Below are 19,896 nucleotides of genomic sequence, written 5' to 3' on the forward strand. Positions count from 1 at the left end.
AAGAGGCTGCAACCGCATTTTTCAAACAAACGATTAACAATAATGGCTTTCCTGATAAGGTCGTTATGGATAAAAGTGGCGCTAACTATGCAGGATTAGCCAATATTAACCTCTTGTTAATCCTCGCTGGGTTTGCCACTATGATCGACATATTACAGGTTAAATATTTGAATAACATCATCGAACAGGATCATCGATTTATCAAAAAAATAACAAAACCAATGATGGGCTTTAAAGCGTTTCACTCCGCTCAAGCAACAATTGATGGAATTGAAACAGCACATATGATCCGAAAGGGACAATTGTCTGAGGAGAATATTCCTGCTTATAAGCAGTTTATCGCTTTAGCAGGATAGTTATGCCTGAAGACTAGGCTTCCTGCATTTCCAACAATACTTGCGACAGAACCGATGAAATACCCTTTGGTTTTAATTGCATCGTCTTTGATTGCTGCAATGAGTGTATCATCATCGGAAAAAGCAGCGTAATGAACACTACCATCACCAGCTTCAATGTAACTGGCAAAGTTTTCACTTATGAAGCGATAGAACAAAGCGCCTAATACGTACTGTTTAAAATCCCAGCCATCGACTGAACCACGAACCTCATTCGCAATTTTCCAAATTTGACTTTGTAGTTCTCCACGTTGTTGTGTACTTGTCATGGTGATATACCTGTTTTAAAGCTCGACTTAAAAATATGACCCAGATAAGACAAAAGAGATTTTTTAAAAAAATAGCTATAAATTACAGCTAAACTTGCTATGTCTTGGTTGTATGGGTTAAGGTTATTGGCAATAGAATCTGATATTTCCTATTTCAGGTTTAGAAACAAGTCCCTAACTTTTAAAGTTTAGGGCTTAAAGGCAAAAAAAAACCCAAGCATTTTTAAGTACTTGGGTTTTTTGCCTTTAATAAAGGTTGTGTATGAGTGCTTCAAACACTCACCACAGCTTGAAAGTAAGAGACCAACTCTTGCAATCAAACGAACGTTAATTATATCTTAATTAGCTTCTCATTTGTAAGCAATTTGGTTTTTCTTCTCTTCTTTCAAGCCCAGCCCCTATTTTGGATTAGATGATATTGGAATAGGTCAGGACAGAGCTACCGATCAAGGGTATGTAGAGGTAGTCAGTAAGATCATATTTGTATAAAGTAGAAGTCGCGGGTTTATACCGTCTCACCTGCGGGAATTGAATTTTATAGTGCAAATATGCTGCGTAGCTGTACAGGGGGATATATTTATATATATTCTATAGCGCAGGGGCAGGGCGGAGGTAAAAGGGGCTTAAAAACTCGATTATTCTGTTTATTCTCCCTCGAAATAGCTAAAAAAATCATTAGCATTTTGAGTGGGAAAGATAAACAGGTAAAACCTTCGCTGAAAATCAGGGAAACGTAGCCTAAGCGAAGTGATGATTTTTAGTCCGCGATAGCCGTAGGGCCGTTATTTTGTCGGAGTCTGAGCGTTAGCGAAGGTGGAGACAAAATAAAAGGCCATCCGACACGGCGTCAAGTCATTTGGAGCCTATGTTCCGACCCCTTGTTGGGTCGGGACGAGGTGACGAGGACGAATCGGGGCCGCCGGAGGCATAAGTGGTCGCGTTAAGTTTTTGCTGCTTGCTTGGGCTGGGATGCCCAAAACAAGCTTTCGCAAAAATAGCGACTCCCCCGCTTCCTCAGTCATTGTTGGAGTTGTATTGGCAACGTTAGTTGGTCGTCAAAAACTTTCCGAGATTCATCGCTTTATCAGTACTCGTGTTGTTTGGGGTTAGATGGGTAAATGTATTCATTGAGCACCTCTTTTTAGTTTCAGGTTTTAGTCGACGGAAACTATACCCTCTAACCCTTTACAGAGGTGTTGCAGTTATTATATGAATTCAGGCTTGACGTTTTTTTAAATATTTATCAAAGTCTATTTCTTCTAGTTCAGTTAATAACTCATCTTTAAGTTCGGTAAAAAAATTGGCTAAAAGAATAGGATTTTTGAAACCATTTTTCTTATAACTCTTTAAAATAAGTTTATTGTTGTCTAATGTAATCTTATCAATGAATGCCTGACGCTTCTCTTCTTGCCATTTTTTAGGTTGTTCATAAAACTTATCTTTAACTCGTTGGCTACAAAATTTCACCCACTCTTTGTTTTGCTTATCAAGATTAATTTTTTTTGAAACTTCCTTTTTAATACTATCTTCTTTTTCAGATTGAGCTATGTCATGCTGCGATAGAATGGGGCGGAAATCATCTCTTATCGCTTTAACAATATATGCCTTTTTATTCTTTATATTACCCAGTTTATCCTGTTCTAGAACATAATTAATGTTACCTATAATTCTGTCGGAATCATAGCTGCTTACTAATTCTTTTATTATTATAGGGCCAATACCATGATACTGAAGTAACTCTATTACCTCATTGTTTTTGCTATCCATTTTCCCTTGAGAAACTTCAGATGTTTTACGAGTAAAAGTTACTATGTTCCCAAGAATTGATATTGTGTATCCTGGTAAATGGTTAGATTCTGATATCCTATTTAAATTATATTTAAGCTTTACAATAGGAGCTGTTGCCCCCAATTTGTTACGCAAGGTTTCTAATCCAATACTCCAAGACTTCTGTTTTCCACAGTGCTTTCTAGCTAATTCATACAACCTTCTTTCTGTCGGTTTTCTAAGCCTAAAATATTCTTTATCGATAGTAAGAATTTCTTTACCTATTATAGAGTTATAAAACCAATCAGAAAGTTTTACCTCAATGCCAATCATTCGTCCGTTGTCTGGATGCTTTTCAACAATCTTAAATGATTCCAAAATAGCAAAATTTTCTATAACTCTCGTACCATTTGTTACAATATTTGTTTCAATTCTAGTCCCCACAAGGCGAGCTAAAGCTTCTCGTAATATTTGATAGCCTTTACCACCAGTTTGTCTATTGGTTGATACTAGAAAATCATATGCAACAAACCTAACATTTTGAGCAGGAATATCTCCTTTATTTACATTGCTTATTAAGCTACTCGCAATATAAAGCAAAACATCCTTATCATGAATAGTAGCTAACCCATCTACATAACTTGGTGTTATCTTAATTCGGTCTCCATTATTACTTTCATACTCAAGCACTCTAAAGTCAGTTTTTGTAGATAAGCTGAACACAGGATGTTCCATAGAGGCTAAATCATCTTTATATGTATCAAAAACATCACAACTAAAAAAATTTTGTTGTTTATGCCTTATAGGAAGTAGAGGATTGGCCATTGATATTCGTGCTTCTAGGAATTATTGATAATGATTTTAATGCAAAAAGTGTCGTGCTTCTAGGAATTTATATAAAATATCATTAAAACTATTAAAAATGAGTGTATTTTAATTTTGGCGAAGGTATTGAGACTCCTCATATCCTTCTAAATATAGGAGTGTTACTTTACGGATTAACGTTCGTTACTTTACGGATTAAAGTGTTACTTTACGGATTCAGAGTTGTTACTTTACGGATGTTTATTTCGTTACTTTACGAATCTCTTATATTTATAAGTTCATAATAAATATAAATTTTATTAGAAAAAGTCCTCCTCTAACAAATAAGTATTAACTATATTTAACTACAACAGATTAGAAATGAGATGAAAACAATTATCACTGGGGTGTTCTTTTGGAAAAAAGCAAACCTGCCTATGGCTAAAAAAGTAATGGAAGAACGTTCACGTAAGCGTCAATTACAAGGTTTACCGCCTCGCGTGGAAAAACTACTGGTGGCTTTCGCTTGAGTGGTAGTGCCTTAAGTTGGCGCATATGGGGCGAATAGCCCTGTTATGTTGATTCTCCAAACTCCGTTTTAAAATTATCATTTGGATTTGCTTCAAAATGGTGTTCAAGATAGTTCTTTATCATTTCCTCTGTCATTTGACCCACCGTCACACAAAAATACCCCCTTGCCCAAAAATACTTCCTCCAATACCGCTTTTTTAATTTAGGGAATTTTTCAAAGAGCTTTCTTGCACTATGCCCTTTTATCCTGCGCATTATTTCACTCGGGGCTATATTCGGTGGCGCAGAAACTACTATACTTCGTTACCCAGACAAAATGATATTCGATGTTGTAAACTGTGTGACTGCCGTAGCGATAATCCATTCACTGATTATAACATTTGAGATAAATCTGTTCGCCTGAAAGGCGAAGGTTTTAACCTTGCGAATGGAAAATAAATGGATTGTTAATTCTCAAAAAGCAACGACTTTAGACGATGTTTTTAAATAACTTTTAGCTCTGGTGATGAGTTGAATAGATAGGAGGTTTAATGGTTAAGGAAAAAAAGGTGCGGCATTTATTAGGGATTTCAGGCGGTAAAGATAGTGCGGCATTGGCTATTTATATGCGTGATAAAGAGCCAGATATGGAATATTTTTTTGCTGATACAGGTGCAGAACTTCCTGAAACTTTAGCTTTTGTTGATTTAATGGAAGATTATTTAGGTAAAGAAATTACTCGTCTTAATGCGGGGCGTGATTTTGATTATTATTTAAAATTAAATGGAAATTTTTTACCTACTGCGCGTTCTCGCTGGTGTACAACAAATTTAAAACTCAAACCTTTTGAGGAATTTGTAGGTAATAACCCTGTTATTAGTTATGTGGCTATTCGTGCGGATGAAGCTTACAGAGAAGGTTATGTTTCCACAAAGTCAAATATTAGTGCTGTTTACCCCTTTAAAGAAGATGGTTTAAATAAAGATGATATTGTCAAAATTCTTGATGAATCAGGTTTAGGGATGCCTAAATATTACGATTGGCGTAGTCGTTCTGGATGTTATTTTTGTTTTTATCAACGTAAAGTTGAATGGATGGGGTTACATGATAATCATCCTGAGTTATTTGAAAAAGCGCGACAATTTGAGCTTTATCATAAAAATAAAGGACGAAATCATACGTGGTCAGAAAATGAATCGTTAGATGAAATGTTAATGCGAAAAGATGAAATTAAAGCGCAAGCATTAATTAAAGAACAAAATACCCTTAAAAAGCCTAAAAAATTAATGGATTCTTTATTGGATGATGATTCTGATGATGGCTGTATGATTTGTTTTAAATAATGACTTCCGACTCTTTGTTTTCACTCTTTAAAAATATTTCAGTCCGAAAGGTTAATGGAGTTTATTCACTTTATAAACCTTTAGTTCTTCTTTACGCCTTATCTAAAGTTTCTCATGGGGAAGATAGACTGATTTATTATTCAAATATTGATGAAAGTTTAAATCAACAAACTATGCACTAAAAGATACATAGTTTGACTTACGACTGAAAGTCGTTCATCGGCTAAAGCCGACTAAAGAAAAACATACTTGGAGATTTATATAACTCAGGAGAACACCAACGCTCTCATTCGTTTAACTTTCAACCAATGAGTTGTTTACTTTAATATCTCAATAATTTGGATTTAAATTTGGTAGTGGGTTAAATCTGTTATTTCACTTAAATAATTAGGAGAAGTAAAAGGTTTACATCATAATTCCTCGAATGAAATGTTATCAAGAAGTAAGTTGCCCAAATTGTCGCTGTAGCACTATCTTGAAATCAGGAAAGAATGCTCAAAATATACAGCGGTATCGCTGCAAAAATAGTGCCTGCCAAACTCAAACATTTATGCTGTACTATCGCTATAATGCATGTGTGCCTGGAGTCCAAGAAAAAGTCGTCGAAATGGCTATTAATAGCAGTGGTATTAGAGACACCGCACGGGTTCTGAAAATCAATAAAAATACAGTCATCAGCATCCTGAAAAGCAAAGAAGATAGCCTTGTACAGGTAAATCCTGTTTTTCTATCTCAAAAATCAGAAACACCTTTAGACGTCCGGCTGGAGCTTGTTTGCGAAGAAGTTGAGATTGATGAACAATGGTCATTTGTAGGTAAAAAGTCGAATCAGCGATGGTTATGGCATGCTGTTGATCATGCGACTAATACAGTCATTGCTTATGTATTTGGCAAGCGTAAAGATGATGTTTTCAAAGAGCTAAAAGCCTTACTGACTCCTTTTGAAATAAGCAGATATTATACAGATGACTGGGGGGCTTATGAGCGAAACTTAGATGTAAATGAACATGAAATAGGCAAACAAAACACTCAAAAAATTGAACGAAAAAACCTAAATTTTAGAACATGGATTAAACGCTTAACGCGTCGAACAATCTGTTTTTCCAAAATAGAACAAATGCATGATATTGTCATTGGACTATTAATTAATAAAGTCGAATTTGGACGAGATATTCATGCCTAATAACAGATTTAACCCACCACCCTAAATTTAAATCAAAATGAAACCTCATAAATGAGAGTTTACTAAAAGTCTTGCACTAAAGTGCATAGTTTTTACTAACGATTAGGACAATAAAATCATTGATAAAAATTCCATTAAATTAAACCATAGAAATTTTCATTGCTGAAAATCAGGGAAACGTAGCCTAAGCGAAGTGATGATTTTTAGTCCGCGATAGCCGTAGGGTCGTTATTTTGTCGGAGTCTGAGCGTTAGCGAAGGTGGAGACAAAATAAAAGGCCATCCGACACGGCGTCAAGTCATTTGGAGCCTATGTTCCGACCCCTTGTTGGGTCGGGACGAGGTGACGAGGACGAATCGGGGCCGCCGGAGGCATAAGTGGTCGCGTTAAGTTTTTGCTGCTTGCTTGGGCTGGGATGCCCAAAACAAGCTTTCGCAAAAATAGCGACTCCCCGCGAATGCTTTTGGTCGTTTAATAAATGATAATTTATGGGAAGTGGAAAATGGACAAACTTTAAAATCATTAAGTTCTGGCGATTTAGAAAAATTAGAACTTTTTAAGAAAAATATACGCAGTGGCTTTTCAGAAGATGTTTATAAAGCACTGATAGACGATAAAAAAACGTTAAAAGAATATATGATTATCTTGAGAATACTTATTTTGAAAAAACTATAAAATTTAATTTTTTACCCTTAGTCAACGAGTCAAAGCATAAAGGAAGAAAAATGGCGTTAATGAGTAATGAAGGTGAACCTGTAACCAGATGGTGGGTTAGCCAAGGTCTTGAAATAGTAAAATCTGAAAGAGATATTTTTACAAAAGCTAAAATGAGAGCCGCTCGACTTAAATTTATAGCTGGAGCAAATCGTTTAAATACTATTAAAGGCTGGATGGCTTCCGCTCAACTTATAGATAACCAAAGGACTTCAAGAGAGTACGAACTCACAGATTTTGGCTATGCTATTTTGACTAATGACCCAAAATTAGCAAAATCGTCAACGTGGTGGGCTTTTCATTTATCTTTATGTTTTTCAAAAATAAGTGAACCCTATCCTAGCTTTTTTTTAGGTCTGGAATCTATTACTAAGGACTGGATTGATTGGAATAAATTATTTACTAAAATACAAACTGATTTAGTTGATGAAACTGGAAAACAATATAAAGATTCAACCATTGAATCGTTATCAAGTAGTGTTCGGAAAATGCTTATTAATGGTAATCCTTTAGCTGAATTAGCCTTAATAGAATCTAAAAAATCACCCGATGATAAACGGCTTTCAATACGCTTAGGCTCGCCAATACTCTCAGATGAAATCATCATTCACGCCCTAGCAATGGCTAAATTCAGCCACTTTAAAAGCCGTGATAGCATTGATTTTTCAAAACTCATACAAGAAACAGGCTTGCCACACTTCTTATGCTGCCCTAAAGACCAACTACGCCAACACCTACAACGCATGAGCCAAATGCACAAATGGCAAAGCTACTTCAGCTTCGACCATGCCGTTGACCTAAACTCCATATCCTTCAAAGAAAACTACGACCCTAACAAAACCATCCTCTTGCTATTGCAAAAAGGTCAAGATACTTGGTTATAAGGAAAAATAACAATGGACTTAAACTACTTACAAAACACCCTAAAAACCAACCTAGAGCAATACCACCAAAAAGAAAACATCCGCTATCGCAATATAGGTATCTCCAGTAAAAACCTCCATGACCTAGACGACGTAACCCAAACATTAAGAGGACTATTGCCAAACTACGAACTCTGGCAATACTCAGGCATACAAAATGCCCCAGAAGCACGAACCAACAAAAAAAACCTAGAAAAACAAATCCTAGCCGTCCAAAAAGAAGGCATTATCATTCACCAACCCGAACAATGGACAAGCTACTGGAGCTTAGCCGATAAATCCGCCTTCTGGTCAACCCTCGCCATGTGGCACGACAACATAAAAATAGTGCTGGTCTTCACCGCAAGCAATGAATTTCAACAAATAAACCATAACTACTTTAAACCACAACCGCTTGATGGCTTATTCATACAAATTTGGCGACCCACTCGTGCAGAATAGCTCTCTATAAGGAAAAAGAATGAATCTACATGATGTAATTCAAATCAACCCAGAACAAACCAGTGCTGCAATCATACTTGAACAAGGCATTTCTAATAACGCCTTAGTCGCGCATTACACCCCCACCCAAGCCGCCATTCAAGTCTTTAAACATCTAGCAGAAGCCGTATTACCTAGCGCAAAATTTGAACAACGCGCTTTAAATCTATATGGAAGCTATGGCTCAGGAAAAAGCCATCTAGCCGTTGTGTTAGCACAACTGTTGCGCGATGGCGCAAGCACCAAAGGCTTTTCTAAACTAATTGAGCGACTTTGCCTTGCAGGTGAAAATCAACTCGCGGATAAGCTTAAAGAAGCTTTTTTACCTAAAACAGATAAGGAAGCTAAACCTTATTTGTTAGTTTCACTTTATGCCTCAGGTACAACTTCATTAGGTGCGAAACTCATGGAGGGTTTGTTTGATGCCCTACAAAGAGAAAGCGAACTTGATATAAAAGCGATTCTGCCGTCTACAGAATACGAAGTATGCGTGAAACGCTTTGAAAAAATGATTGATGATAATGAAGCCTTTAGTGATGCTGATTTATCACAATGGACATTAAAAAGATCGCATCATTATATTTCAACCGAAGACCTGTTATTTAATTTAAAAGGTCATCAACCGTTAGCATTAGAGGTGTTTTTAGATTGGCATGAAGCGGTGTGTTTTGGTCAAGCTTTTGATATTTCACAAGCAGGCGGTAAAAATTATATTGATGCCTATTTAGAAGCAGGTAAAAACCTTGCTGAAAAATATAACTATGGCGGCATTGTGGTTTTATGGGATGAATTTGGTAATGCACTGGAAGATTTAATTGGTAATACTGCGCGAAATGCAGGACAAGAAATCATGTCTTTACAACAGTTTATCGAAACCGTCTGTGAACCCGATACAGGACATACTTTGTTCTTTGGGGTGACGCATGTTTCTTTTCAAGAATACGGCGATAGAACTCATGCCTCAGAAGTCATTAAAGAAAGTTTAGAGAAAATTTCAGGACGCTTTAATAAAGCCTTTAAGATTGAACTGAATGCGGCTGAAAGTGATGGTTATCATTTATTAGGAATGCAAAAAACGTGGTCAGAACAAGGAAAACAATTATTAAGCCAAGATCAACCAGCTAAATTAAAACTATTAGAAGCCTGTAAATCTTTACCCTTATTCCAATCTTTAAATGAACATTTAGAACAAGTCTTTGAAGATGTCTATCCTCTCCACCCTGTAATGGCTGTCGGTTTATTTAACTTATCAAAACTAGCACAAGCAAACCGAACCGCCTTAACTTTTTTTCGTGATAATGCAGGTGAAATTTTAAATGCTGAATTAAATGACCATCATTTATGGCAAAAAGAATTAGTTCGTCTACCTCAGTTATTACACTATTACGCCGATAATCTTAAAAAAGAATCACCAAGCGATTGGCGACGTTATGAGCAGGCTATTTCTAATGTGAATGGCGACTCAGCCGAAGAGATTAAAATACGAAAAGATATTTTAAGTGTCTTGCTATTAGCGCAATTATTAGAAAATGTTAAAGCCAGCGATGAGCTATTAGCTTGTGTACTTTATGATGATGAGCCTAATACTGCCCACTCAGAAGCCTTAAATCAACATTCAGCCTATTTAAAAGATGCAGGCTTAATTTGGAAAAATCCTGTTACCCATTTTTGGCTATTTGCAGGGGAAAGCGGTGTTGATAGTGAATCCTTAATTGAAAAAGAAATAGATTCGTTTTCGGAACACAGTTATCAATATTTATTAGAAACTTATCCTGATATGCAGGAAGATATTCTGCCAATACTCGGAGAGCATGATTTAGAACCCTCAGCTTGCGGAATTATTCGTTCCTATGCGGTGAATCTTTTAACCCCATCTCTTTTGTCCGAACAACTTAAAACAAAAGGGTTATCTTTATCGGCACAGGTTTTTTTAGTTTTAGCCGATACTCAGCAAGAGGCAAATACCCTAAAAACACAGATTCAAGAAATGCCTAGTGCTAATCATTTCTTTTGGATTCCTGTGTTAGGGATTCAATCAGAAACCACCATTGAAAATGATATTAGCTTTAAGTTTAATGATTTATTATGCCGCTATTTAGCGATTAATGTGCAGCTTAAAAGTTCAGCCTCCTCAGAAAATGTAAAAAAACAACTAGAAGCAAAATGGGAAAGTAATCGTCAAGCGATTAAGCAGCTTTTACAAAAATTTTATGGGCGGTCGGGGTTAAATTCGGCTAAATGTCAGATTTATCAAGCAGGTTCAAGTGAACTCTTAAGCTGTGAAAGTTGGCATGGTTTTAAAGAATTGTTAGCGGTTGATGTTGCCGCGACTTATCCTCAAGAAATTACTATTCGAGCCATGAATATGAATGGTTTAAGAAATGAAAAATATACAGGCTATAAAAAAATTATAAATATAGTTGAACGTATTCTTAAATTTGATGAAAACCCTTCTTATCAAAAGGATTTATTAGGATTCACTGATACCAGTGAAGAAGGGTCTTTAATTGATGGGGTTTTAGGTGCTAATCAATTATTTATTGAGCGTTCGGGTGGTTGGGATATAAAGTTAATCACTGAAACCGAAGGGCATTTAAAAACGGTCTTAAAACTTCTGCATGATAGTTTGTTAAGAAAAAATCGTAAAGATGCTTATGTGGTGAGTGAATTACGAAAAAAATTGATGGCTGCTCCTTATGGTATTCCTGCTTGTACATTACCTATATTTACAGCAATAGCCATTCGTCAAGAAGTAAAACGCTTGCGTTGGGTTGGCTCTGACAATAGTTTTTCTAAGAATTTAACCTTAGCCTTTAAAGAAGGTAGTAAGTTAAAAATTCGTTTATCTGAGTTTGGTGGAAAACAATTTGCAATGTTGTTTTTGATGGGGAAATCTCTTGGTATTGAAAAGGATGAAGCTCTCACTAACGAAGAGTACGCAACCGTTTGTGCCGCTAAATTAAGGAAATTTGTTAATACTAAGCCTGAGGGCGTTAAAGCATCAAATCAATTGGATTTTAAAACGCAAAAACTGGTTGCTTTTTTAAATACTGTTGGCAAAAGTTCGCAAGAATTAGCCGATTTTTTAATAGATATTTTAGATGTCAAAAAGGATTTACCTTCTCATGATGTTTCTAAAGTCATTGCTGCGGTACAAGCCTTATTCAATGATTTTTTAAAAGTTGAAGATGCTAAATTACATGAAATAAAATTGTGTTGGGATGATGCTTTTCCTGTTAATAAAGATGAAAAACAAACCATTGTCACGCGCTTAAAACAAATTGGCACAGGACAAGCCCAGCAATTAGCAGACTTGTTAGTAGAAACTAATGATGCAGAAGATATAGAACCTAAAACAGTGATAGAGAAAATGCTATCGCGTTCATTTGATGAATGTTCTGATTCAGATATAGGACGTTGCACAGGTGCAATTGAACAGTTAATTGAGCAAGCTGTATTAACCCCTGAACCTATCGCTCCTCCCATTACCCCACTTCCTATTATTCCACCTCCTATTATCACTCCAAACCCAGAGCTTGAAGGGATCGTCAATGAAATTCGTTATATTTTTTCTGCATCTAAACTACCCAAAGAAAAAATTATCAACGTGCTAAACCAAGTGTTACAGCACTATAGGGATTAAAAATGACTGTTATATTTGTTATTGACCGCTTTAATATTGATACGGAAGAAGCGATAGTTGCCGAAACATCAATCCATGCGATTGAGCAATTATGGCAAACCATTAATCAACATTTAAGGCATGAAGATAGCAATTTGTTACGCGTTCGCTTTAATAATTTAGCTTTATTTGAACGCTTTAGATATTTTGACGGCGTAGAGGGGGTGTTGCCAATACAGCAACTAATTCCGCGTACTGTTTATAGAAAGCGCGTTGATGAAAATCTGCCGTTATGGTTATCAGACGAATTAATTATTCAGTTAGGCTTGCTCACTCATCAACACGCTACTAGCTTAGATATTCCGTTAATCGACACGATTATTAAAAGCTGTGATGCTGATTTATTAAGTGAAAAGTTTCCAGCCTTTACCAGAGCATCAATTAAACATTCAGAAACGTTTTCGCATTTATTAAAAATAGCAGATATTCAAGCGCGTTTTGTTAATAATTTTCAGCTTGCCTTTGATTTTTCAGAAGACTTAGCCTTACTTTTAATAGAGCAGTTACTTGTAAGTTCATCGCTTAATGATTTTTTTATCACACTTGCTTATGAGCAACATCAACAGTTATTACAAGCACAGCTTACACAATTTAAGTTACCTTTATTAGGTGAATCATTACCCGCTTTGTTATTAACCGTACCTTTATTAACCTTAGAAGAACAGGATGCAAAAGAATTACCGATTCACTGTTTAACCGCATTAGACTTAATAAGCCTTGAAATTAAAAAAGGCAACATAAACGCGAGTGATATTGCTGATTTAATAGTTGCACCTTGGACAACGGTTTTAGATAAATTGCTATTACTAATTTTGGAAAATAACGCCCTTATTTCTACTGAATTAGTAGCTAAATTAGAAAGTTTTCAAGATAAAAAAGCGAGCCAGTTAGCGGTAGAAATAACTGAACAATTAGAGCGTAGTAAATTTTCAGTGTTGCCCGAAAGTGCGACTACAGATGAAGTATTGGCGTGGAGTACAGATTATTTTGAGCTAATGCGACAAAAATTTTCATCCGATGAAGCCATTGAAGAACATCTTAATTTAAGTTTTACCGAATGGTTACTTAAAAAATCAGCTCGAATTGCGCGTTCTGATGCTGATTGGCGACAATTTTCTAAGCGTGTTGAATCCTTTTTAAAACAAAACTACCTTGTCATTGTTTGCATGGTGGATGCTTTATCCGCTTTAAATACCGATTTATTATTAGAAAGCAGTTCTAAAATTGAACACTTAACCCGCTCTAGCGAAACCCTGTTTGCGCCCATCCCGACCTTAACCGAAATTGGCAAAATGGCATTAATTACAGGTACAGAAACCTGTGATTTACCTAGCGATAAAGAAACCGCCATTCGGCAACGCTATAAAAAATATTTACCTGAAGAGAAGTCTTTAAAATTTATCACCAGTTGGAAAGCCACAGATAAAAAATTTAATGAAAAAACAAATTTACTGGTGTTTTTTGAAAACAGAATCGATGAGCAATTACATAAATGTATTGAATTTAAAAATCATCGAAAGGATGTTAGCAATATATTAAGTCAAATGATGTCGTCTGTTGAGAAATGGAAAAAAGATGCAGGCTCTATGAATAGGGATGTGGTGTTTTTAATTACCGCCGATCATGGCATGACGGTTACCCAAGCAAGCTATGAGGGGGGTAATTTAGGTGACGTTAAAGAGCGAGTTTTTGAAGTGGCTAAATCCTATCAAAATAAAAACGAGGCTTTTTCTTATGTCCCTAATGCTGATAAAAATGCGTTTTTAATTCCTAAAAAACGCCTTAGGTTGACGAGAAAAGCCTTGTTATCACATGGCGGTTTAACCCCCGAAGAAGTGTTAATTCCTTTTGTTACCTTGACCTCTAAAATTCCTGACAGTATTAAAACGCCCTTAGAACTCAAAGTATTAAATGAAAAATGCCAGCGTGTTGCAGAAAAGTCATGGGAATTAAGTGTTGAATTAGTCGCCAGTGTTCGCGTAGATAATATCTGCATAAAATTTGAAGCTCCGTTTATAGGTGAAGCTTCTTTAACGACAATTGCCGAAAATAGTACTCAAAAATTACTGTTAAGTTTTTCAGCTCCTGTAGAGCAATCAGGATTAAGAACCTTATCGCTGCAATTAACTTATGACCGTACAGGTGCGCATGAAGTTAATAACAAACTAATAAATTGCCTTTTCACCAAACCCTTACTTGAAAAAGATTTTGCAACACAAAGTTATGAGGATATGTTTAGCTAATGAATAAAGAACAATTAGATTATAAAATTCGAGAAACCTTTAGCGAATTAATTATAGATAAAGCCTTAGTTAGACAATTGAAAATCCGTGATAATCGCAGTATTCCGAGCTTTGTTGAAGAATGGATGGTTTCAAGGTTTCAAACAGGTAATAAATCTGAGGCAGAAGTTCATAAAGAGATTACCGACTTTATGAGCAAGCATTTACCCTCTAAAACGGAAAAAGATAAAATTAAACGCCGTTTACAATTAGGTGAATCGGTTGTTTTGTTAGATCGTTTTGAAGTGCGGATTGATTTAGCGAATAACCGACAATTATTAACTATTCCTTGCTTAGATGAGCGTAACGCTACTATTACTCATGAAGTATTAGATACCAACGAATCCATGTTAGAAGGCGGACAATGGGGGGCGGGGCGTTTATCTTTGCGTGATGAAGGTAAGAAAAAGATTATTGAATTAAGTGAATTTCATCCTATGCAATCGGGTAAAGTCAATTTAACTCATTTAATCAAAGCGCGTGAACAATTCACTACCCGCGAATGGATTTATTTGTTATTGCGAACGATGGGGTATGAGCCTTTTGCCTATACTGAAAAACAGCAAAATCATTTGTTATTGCGTCTTTTACCGATGATTCAAAATAACTTGAATATGATGGAATTAGCCCCTAAAGGCACGGGTAAATCGTTTATTTTTTCTAATTTAAGTCGTCATGTTTGGTTGAACAGTGGTGGCGCATTAAGCAACGCGCAATTATTTAAAAATTTAACCACTAAAGAGATTGGTTTATTAGGCAAGCATGATGTGTTGGTGTTAGATGAAGGGCAGTCGATTAGTTTTAAAGGCGCGGATGATATTCATGCGAAGTTTAAGGATTATTTAGAGTCGGGGCATTACAGTATTGGTAATGACAAAATCACCAGTGAATGTGGTTTGATGATTTTGGCAAATATTGATTTATATGAGGATGGTGAGCCAAGGCGAGTGGATTATATTCGTCATTTGCCTGAGATGTTTCATGATAGTGCGTTAATAGATAGGTTTCACGGCATTATTGCGGGGTGGGAGATTCCGCGTTTTAGTACCGATAGTGCGGCGGATGGCTTAGGGATTAAGGCGGATGTGTTTGGTGAATATTTACATCAGTTACGCACGGTAAGTCATACGGAATTTCCTTTTGGTGATGTGCCTGAGTTGCATCTTAAAGATATGCGCGATTCTAATGCGGTGACACGTTTGGCGACAGCATTATCTAAGTTGTTATTGTTGAATCCTGAGCATCCTGATTATGAGGCTTATGTGTTGAATCCTGCTAAAGATTTGAGAACGCGAGTGAGGACGCAGTTAGCAGAGTTAGATCCGCATGAGTTTGAGGCGGGGTTGAAGGTGAGTTAAGTAGCTTGAAGTATTAGGCTTAATGAATAGAGCGTTTTAATTTTTAAAATAATATAGACTTTCAGAAAAATAACTTCCAAAAAAGCGAAGGTGATTATTGAAAGCTGGTTTATAATTTCCGCACCGACTGGCCTCATTCATAAGGAACATTTAAAGTGGGGGTTTGTGCATAAACGCGATATTTTTCGCTTAATGCGCTGTAATCCTTACAATACGCACTATGCAGAGGCACTACGTTTTTACAAAGCCTAGCTTCACTTCTCCTCCTCCGTAATTTACGGCTGCAAAAAATCACCTCAAATTTAGATTTATTATGCTTCTAAATGAACTGTTCTGGCTAGCGCTGAGAAATCATGGCTATTTTCAGAGTCAGCAAAGGAATAAAATCCCGAAAAATTGATATGAAACCAGGCTACAGGCGATATTCGTTTTAACGCCTCTAGGTTTTCCGAGCGCCCTTCGTGCTCATTCGCTGAAAATCAGGGAAACGTAGCCTAAGCGAAGTGATGATTTTAGCTGGGATGCCCAAAACAAGCTTTCGCAAAAATAGCGACTCCCCGAGAATTCTTTGAGTTCTGAGAGAATTTGAGCGTTATAGTGAATAACACAATTGGCAATCAAGCGCGCGCACACTCATTCCACAGTGTTAACTCTGCATGATGACTGCCTCTGAATTTCTTACCGTTCGTTTCAGCTATTACACGCCTTAACTGGTGGAATGCTTCGCCTCGATTGAGTCGGGTAATTTTTTTCCTAAAGGGATATTTTTAACTAAAACTTTATATTCAAGATAGTCCATAAACAACCTCTTTAAGCTAATGCTAATGCGCGTAAACGCTGAACCTGTTCACAAATTTTCCGCCCAGCTTGTTTGATTTCTGCTTCGGTAGTATAACGACCAAAACTAATTCGCACCGCATTATAAAGCCTATCGCCTTCAATCCCCATCGCTCGTAATACATGCGAAGCTTCCATTGCACCACTGTTACACGCTGAACCTGAGGCAATCGCCACGGTTTCACGCAAAGCAATTAATAAAGCCTCTGAAGGTACATCCTCAAAACTCAGGTTAATAATATGCGGAACACTGTGTTGCGTATCACCATTAAGTTGTACACCGTCTAATTGACTCAAAGCCTCTAATAAACATTGTCTTAATTGCGTTAAATAATCCCAGTCCATTTGCAAGCGTTGTTGTTGTAAATTTAACGCCGTTGTCATTGCCACAATTTGATGTACGGGTAATGTGCCAGCGCGTAAACCTTGCTCCTGCCCTCCACCATGTAATAACGGCATTAATGCGGCTTTAGTTCGATGACGAATATACAAACAACCGATACCTTTAGGGGCGTAAAATTTATGTCCTGAAACGGAAAGAAAATCAATCGAGATTTGGTTTAAATCAATCGCCAATTTACCCGCACTTTGCGCTGCATCGATATGAAAAAACACCTGTTTTTGTTGGCATATCTCAGCAATAGCGGCAATATCTTGAATCATACCTGTTTCATTATTAACCTGCATCACTGAAACCAATAACGTTTCATCGCTGATTGCCGTCTCCAATTCATGCAAATCTAGCAAACCTTTACGATTAGGTCTTAAATAAGTCACCCGAAAACCTTGCCGCTCTAATTGTTTACAACAATCCAACACCGATTTATGTTCCGTTGCCGACGTAATAATATGCTTTTTGTGATGTGCTTGACTGTGAGCCAAACCTTTTAATACTAGGTTATTAGATTCAGTTGCCCCAGAAGTAAAAAAAATCTGTTTAGGCTGTGCATTGAAATGTGCCGCTATTTCAGAACGTGCATTTTCCACCGCTTGCTCTGCTTGTTCCCCTAACTGATGTTGTATTGAAGCAGGGTTAGCAAAAATTCCTGTGTGATTTAAGTAATGCAACATTTGCGAAACAGCTTCTTCAGCAACAGGTGTTGTTGCGGCATAATCAAGATAAATTGTCGTCATAAAAATTAAATAGGGTTATTTCAAGTTTAAAGCATAGCCTGAATAAGTTTAAATACACAATAAAAATCTACTTCTAATTACTATATAGTTCTATACTATAACCCCACATACTATAGAGTTTTATAGTTACCTATAATGAGGCTATGTCTATGAAAAATATAAAACTTGTGAGTATTTGGAATCCAAAGGGAGGACAAGGTAAGTCAATGCTTGCGATTAATTTAGCAGCGGCATCTATAGAAATTGGTATTAAACCAATGGTTATTTGTCAGGATCAGCAGGGAACATCAATAAACTATTTCAGAGAAGGAAACCTTAATTTTGAAGTCTTAGGTGAAATTCCCCAAGAAAAGCCCGATGTAGATATTGTCTTTTTTGACCATCAAGCTAGTGACTGGGAAGTTCCTAGTACCCATTTGCTCGTCATGCCTTTAAAACCTGCGCGTGACCAATATGCAACTTATATTGACGCGCTTAAACGTGCCAAAACTAAAAATAAAGAAGTTATTACCGTAGTAACTGGTGGACAGGCACACAGAAAAAGCGAAAAAAGCACCACTGCCTATTTAAAAGAGCAAGGTGCATTCGTTATTCCTTCTAGTGGCGTTTTTAGTCGCGCATCAGAAGACTATAGAAGTATTTTTGATAGCAGTATGAACAAAGCTTATAAGGTGGGTGAACGGCGACGTGAAATTTCAAAAATTCTTGGCGCAATTCTCCTCAAACAATCAGACAACTCTCAAAACTAAAGAAGAAAAGCCATGAGCAATAAACCTGCTTGGATGAACCAAGAAGAACAGCGTGCTGACGAATTAACAGAAAATGAACAAACATCGAATGATAACGCGCCAAAATTAGTAAGAGTTATCAAAGCTCCCCCACGAAAACAAAAAGCTTTTTATATTCAAGAAAAATTTGCTAATGCTTTTGATGACTTAGCGCATAAGCAAAAAAAAGTTAAGGGGAAAAAAGCAACTGAATTAGCTGAGGAAGCTATCAAAATGCTCTTAATAAAACACGGAGAGAATACTGAAAATTTATAGTATAGAATTTGATACTATAAAACTATATATTTTTATTTGTACGTTATATATTAACTTTAAAAATATAAATCAATGACAGCTAACAAACAACTTAAAAAGCCTCCAAGTCGAACAATAGCGAGTATTCAACATGATTTGTTTGCTCAATTTTTAACAAACAATGAAAATAATGTTTCTAATACAATTGAATATTGGGAACGCATACCAAAATACTTCATTTCAGCAAATCAACAAAAAAAGCTGAGAACCTCCGATGGTTTAGCTCAATCTTACAGTTATGAATACACTCTAAAAGATAAAAAAGGTCATAGCCTACCTTACAAGGTAAAAATACAACCCGCTTTGATTGAGCAAGCCAATGGTAAAGATAAAGCTTTTTTCCCAACTAAAGCAGAAGAAACTATAGAAGAGGTTTTGAAAAAGATATTTACCGAACAACAATATGCCATCCATGATTCTAATAATGTTGAAAGTTGGGTGAAGTTTAGCTACGGAATGATACGCAAAGAATTAAAAAATAAAAAATGCGAAAGAACCTATTCAGAAATAAAGCACAATCTTGAGGTAATGAGCAAGTGTATTTTAACTGTGTATGAAAATGATAAAGAAATCTATACAGGCTCAATCTTGCAGGATTATTGTAGCGTTGACCGAGAACAATATTTAGACAATTCAAAAGCTTTACATATCGCACGTTTCCCTATTTTTATCTCCCATGCTGTAAATACACTGCAATATAGACAATACAATTATTTACGCTTTATGGAGTGCAAAAAACAACTTACTCGTTTTATCTATAAACGGCTAATTGATCGTTTCATTAATGCTAACTGTATGAATGATTATCATTTTTTATACTCAGACATAAAGCAAGCAAGCGGTCTTTTACAACAAAAAACAGAGCGACATAATAGAAATAAAGTTTTATCCGCTTTAGAAGAGTTAAAAACTCACAACGTACTTAATAGCTATAAACCCGAAGAACGAAAAGAAGGGCGCAAAATCATAGATATTAAATACACGGTCATCGCATCTTCTGATTTTATCTCAGAACAAAAAGCAGCAAATAAGCGTGAAAAAGAACAGCAAACAAAAATAAAAAGCTCACGTTCGCTGAAAATCCTGGAAACGGAGCTTAAGCGAAGTGAAGATTTTTAGTCCGTGATAGCGAT

17 protein-coding genes and 4 pseudogenes are annotated in these 19,896 nt (G+C 36.3%); 15 read left to right on the forward strand and 6 right to left on the reverse strand.

The genetic code is table 11. The features are described 5' to 3' along the window. On the forward strand, positions 1-356 hold a 356-nt coding region (locus CDZ78_RS08605; protein ID WP_140413950.1), incomplete at its 5' end, for a DDE-type integrase/transposase/recombinase. Between the two features lie 53 nt (positions 357-409). On the opposite strand, the pseudogene CDZ78_RS08610 reads toward CDZ78_RS08605, so the two are convergent. After that, positions 410-664 (reverse strand): annotated as a pseudogene (locus CDZ78_RS08610) (type I restriction-modification system subunit M N-terminal domain-containing protein); the annotation flags it as partial. Between the two features lie 969 nt (positions 665-1,633). Between CDZ78_RS08610 and CDZ78_RS21835 the strand changes: the two are divergent. Further along, entirely contained in the window at positions 1,634-1,774 is a 141-nt protein-coding gene (locus tag CDZ78_RS21835) for a hypothetical protein (RefSeq protein ID WP_167374224.1), read from the forward strand. Between the two features lie 105 nt (positions 1,775-1,879). Here the strand turns inward: CDZ78_RS21835 and CDZ78_RS08620 are convergent, their stop codons facing one another. Then, entirely contained in the window at positions 1,880-3,256 is a 1,377-nt protein-coding gene (locus tag CDZ78_RS08620) for a replication initiator protein A (protein WP_087869655.1), read from the reverse strand. Positions 3,257-3,621: 365 nt separating this feature from the next. Between CDZ78_RS08620 and CDZ78_RS21840 the strand changes: the two genes are divergently transcribed. Further along, positions 3,622-3,765: a hypothetical protein gene (locus CDZ78_RS21840; RefSeq protein WP_167374225.1), complete on the forward strand. Its 144-nt coding sequence runs from the start codon at positions 3,622-3,624 to the stop codon at positions 3,763-3,765. A gap of 43 nt (positions 3,766-3,808) precedes the next feature. On the opposite strand, the pseudogene tnpA reads toward CDZ78_RS21840, so the two are convergent. After that, positions 3,809-4,057, reverse strand: a pseudogene (gene tnpA / locus CDZ78_RS08625) (IS200/IS605 family transposase); the annotation flags it as partial. Between the two features lie 4 nt (positions 4,058-4,061). Continuing rightward, a pseudogene (locus CDZ78_RS24280) lies at positions 4,062-4,130 on the reverse strand (IS200/IS605 family transposase); the annotation flags it as partial. Positions 4,131-4,296: 166 nt separating this feature from the next. On the opposite strand from CDZ78_RS24280, the gene CDZ78_RS08630 reads away from it, so the two are divergent. The 9 genes and pseudogenes from CDZ78_RS08630 to brxL all read left to right on the forward strand — a co-directional run bounded on the left by CDZ78_RS08630 (position 4,297) and on the right by brxL (position 15,710). Next, positions 4,297-5,088 carry a phosphoadenosine phosphosulfate reductase family protein gene (locus CDZ78_RS08630; RefSeq protein WP_087869656.1) on the forward strand — a complete coding sequence of 264 codons (792 nt, stop codon included), beginning with the start codon at positions 4,297-4,299 and terminating at the stop codon, positions 5,086-5,088. Next, positions 5,088-5,270, forward strand: coding sequence for a phosphorothioated DNA-binding restriction endonuclease family protein (locus CDZ78_RS24625; RefSeq protein WP_087869657.1), 183 nt, complete (start codon positions 5,088-5,090; stop codon positions 5,268-5,270). The genes CDZ78_RS08630 and CDZ78_RS24625 overlap by 1 nt, the downstream gene beginning before the upstream one ends. A 242-nt stretch (positions 5,271-5,512) precedes the next feature. After that, positions 5,513-6,271: an IS1 family transposase gene (locus CDZ78_RS08640; protein WP_087869658.1), complete on the forward strand. Its 759-nt coding sequence runs from the start codon at positions 5,513-5,515 to the stop codon at positions 6,269-6,271. Positions 6,272-6,739: 468 nt separating this feature from the next. Continuing rightward, positions 6,740-6,946 (forward strand): annotated as a pseudogene (locus tag CDZ78_RS08645) (hypothetical protein); the annotation flags it as partial. A 50-nt stretch (positions 6,947-6,996) separates the two neighbouring features. After that, positions 6,997-7,869: a DUF4007 family protein gene (locus CDZ78_RS08650; protein WP_087869660.1), complete on the forward strand. Its 873-nt coding sequence runs from the start codon at positions 6,997-6,999 to the stop codon at positions 7,867-7,869. 12 nt (positions 7,870-7,881) lie between these two features. Continuing rightward, positions 7,882-8,349 carry a hypothetical protein gene (locus CDZ78_RS08655; RefSeq protein WP_087869661.1) on the forward strand — a complete coding sequence of 156 codons (468 nt, stop codon included), beginning with the start codon at positions 7,882-7,884 and terminating at the stop codon, positions 8,347-8,349. A gap of 19 nt (positions 8,350-8,368) precedes the next feature. Then, on the forward strand, positions 8,369-12,031 hold the full coding sequence (locus CDZ78_RS08660; protein ID WP_087869662.1) for a DUF6079 family protein: 3,663 nt from the start codon (positions 8,369-8,371) through the stop codon (positions 12,029-12,031). Positions 12,032-12,033: 2 nt separating this feature from the next. Beyond that, positions 12,034-14,313, forward strand: coding sequence for a PglZ domain-containing protein (locus CDZ78_RS08665; RefSeq protein ID WP_087869663.1), 2,280 nt, complete (start codon positions 12,034-12,036; stop codon positions 14,311-14,313). Further along, positions 14,313-15,710, forward strand: coding sequence for a BREX system Lon protease-like protein BrxL (gene brxL, locus CDZ78_RS08670; RefSeq protein ID WP_087869664.1), 1,398 nt, complete (start codon positions 14,313-14,315; stop codon positions 15,708-15,710). Before CDZ78_RS08665 ends, brxL begins: the two co-directional genes overlap by 1 nt. A 617-nt stretch (positions 15,711-16,327) precedes the next feature. Here brxL and CDZ78_RS24285 read toward each other — a convergent pair. Both CDZ78_RS24285 and CDZ78_RS08675 read right to left on the reverse strand, forming a co-directional pair. After that, a complete protein-coding gene (locus CDZ78_RS24285; RefSeq protein ID WP_140413951.1) occupies positions 16,328-16,456 on the reverse strand; it encodes a Tn3 family transposase in 129 nt (42 codons plus the stop codon). Between the two features lie 64 nt (positions 16,457-16,520). Next, the gene (locus CDZ78_RS08675) at positions 16,521-17,681 is read right to left on the reverse strand and encodes a cysteine desulfurase family protein (protein WP_087869665.1); all 1,161 of its coding nucleotides are present in this window, start codon (positions 17,679-17,681) and stop codon (positions 16,521-16,523) included. 149 nt (positions 17,682-17,830) lie between these two features. Between CDZ78_RS08675 and CDZ78_RS08680 the strand changes: the two genes are divergently transcribed. From CDZ78_RS08680 to CDZ78_RS08690, 3 genes are all read left to right on the forward strand, one after another. Then, positions 17,831-18,430, forward strand: coding sequence for a P-loop NTPase family protein (locus tag CDZ78_RS08680; RefSeq protein WP_087869666.1), 600 nt, complete (start codon positions 17,831-17,833; stop codon positions 18,428-18,430). A gap of 12 nt (positions 18,431-18,442) precedes the next feature. Next, positions 18,443-18,724, forward strand: coding sequence for a hypothetical protein (locus tag CDZ78_RS08685; RefSeq protein ID WP_087869667.1), 282 nt, complete (start codon positions 18,443-18,445; stop codon positions 18,722-18,724). Between the two features lie 72 nt (positions 18,725-18,796). Then, the gene (locus tag CDZ78_RS08690) at positions 18,797-19,882 is read left to right on the forward strand and encodes a hypothetical protein (RefSeq protein ID WP_174664570.1); all 1,086 of its coding nucleotides are present in this window, start codon (positions 18,797-18,799) and stop codon (positions 19,880-19,882) included. Positions 19,883-19,896 lie beyond the last annotated feature (14 nt).

The organism is Bathymodiolus platifrons methanotrophic gill symbiont (genome assembly GCF_002189065.1).
Taxonomy (GTDB): domain Bacteria; phylum Pseudomonadota; class Gammaproteobacteria; order Methylococcales; family Methylomonadaceae; genus Methyloprofundus.

Excerpts from the sequence above, each read along its gene's own strand:
- CDZ78_RS08675 (WP_087869665.1), bottom strand. The coding sequence starts at position 17,681 with ATGACGACAATTTATCTTGATTATGCCGCAACAACACCTGTTGCTGAA.
- CDZ78_RS08690 (WP_174664570.1), top strand. The coding sequence starts at position 18,797 with ATGACAGCTAACAAACAACTTAAAAAGCCTCCAAGTCGAACAATAGCG.
- CDZ78_RS21835 (WP_167374224.1), top strand. The coding sequence starts at position 1,634 with ATGCCCAAAACAAGCTTTCGCAAAAATAGCGACTCCCCCGCTTCCTCA.
- CDZ78_RS08655 (WP_087869661.1), top strand. The coding sequence starts at position 7,882 with ATGGACTTAAACTACTTACAAAACACCCTAAAAACCAACCTAGAGCAA.
- CDZ78_RS08650 (WP_087869660.1), top strand. The coding sequence starts at position 6,997 with ATGGCGTTAATGAGTAATGAAGGTGAACCTGTAACCAGATGGTGGGTT.
- CDZ78_RS08685 (WP_087869667.1), top strand. The coding sequence starts at position 18,443 with ATGAGCAATAAACCTGCTTGGATGAACCAAGAAGAACAGCGTGCTGAC.
- CDZ78_RS08630 (WP_087869656.1), top strand. The coding sequence starts at position 4,297 with ATGGTTAAGGAAAAAAAGGTGCGGCATTTATTAGGGATTTCAGGCGGT.
- CDZ78_RS08640 (WP_087869658.1), top strand. The coding sequence starts at position 5,513 with ATGAAATGTTATCAAGAAGTAAGTTGCCCAAATTGTCGCTGTAGCACT.
- CDZ78_RS21840 (WP_167374225.1), top strand. The coding sequence starts at position 3,622 with ATGAAAACAATTATCACTGGGGTGTTCTTTTGGAAAAAAGCAAACCTG.
- CDZ78_RS08680 (WP_087869666.1), top strand. The coding sequence starts at position 17,831 with ATGAAAAATATAAAACTTGTGAGTATTTGGAATCCAAAGGGAGGACAA.
- CDZ78_RS08665 (WP_087869663.1), top strand. The coding sequence starts at position 12,034 with ATGACTGTTATATTTGTTATTGACCGCTTTAATATTGATACGGAAGAA.
- CDZ78_RS08660 (WP_087869662.1), top strand. The coding sequence starts at position 8,369 with ATGAATCTACATGATGTAATTCAAATCAACCCAGAACAAACCAGTGCT.
- CDZ78_RS24625 (WP_087869657.1), top strand. The coding sequence starts at position 5,088 with ATGACTTCCGACTCTTTGTTTTCACTCTTTAAAAATATTTCAGTCCGA.
- CDZ78_RS08620 (WP_087869655.1), bottom strand. The coding sequence starts at position 3,256 with ATGGCCAATCCTCTACTTCCTATAAGGCATAAACAACAAAATTTTTTT.
- brxL (WP_087869664.1), top strand. The coding sequence starts at position 14,313 with ATGAATAAAGAACAATTAGATTATAAAATTCGAGAAACCTTTAGCGAA.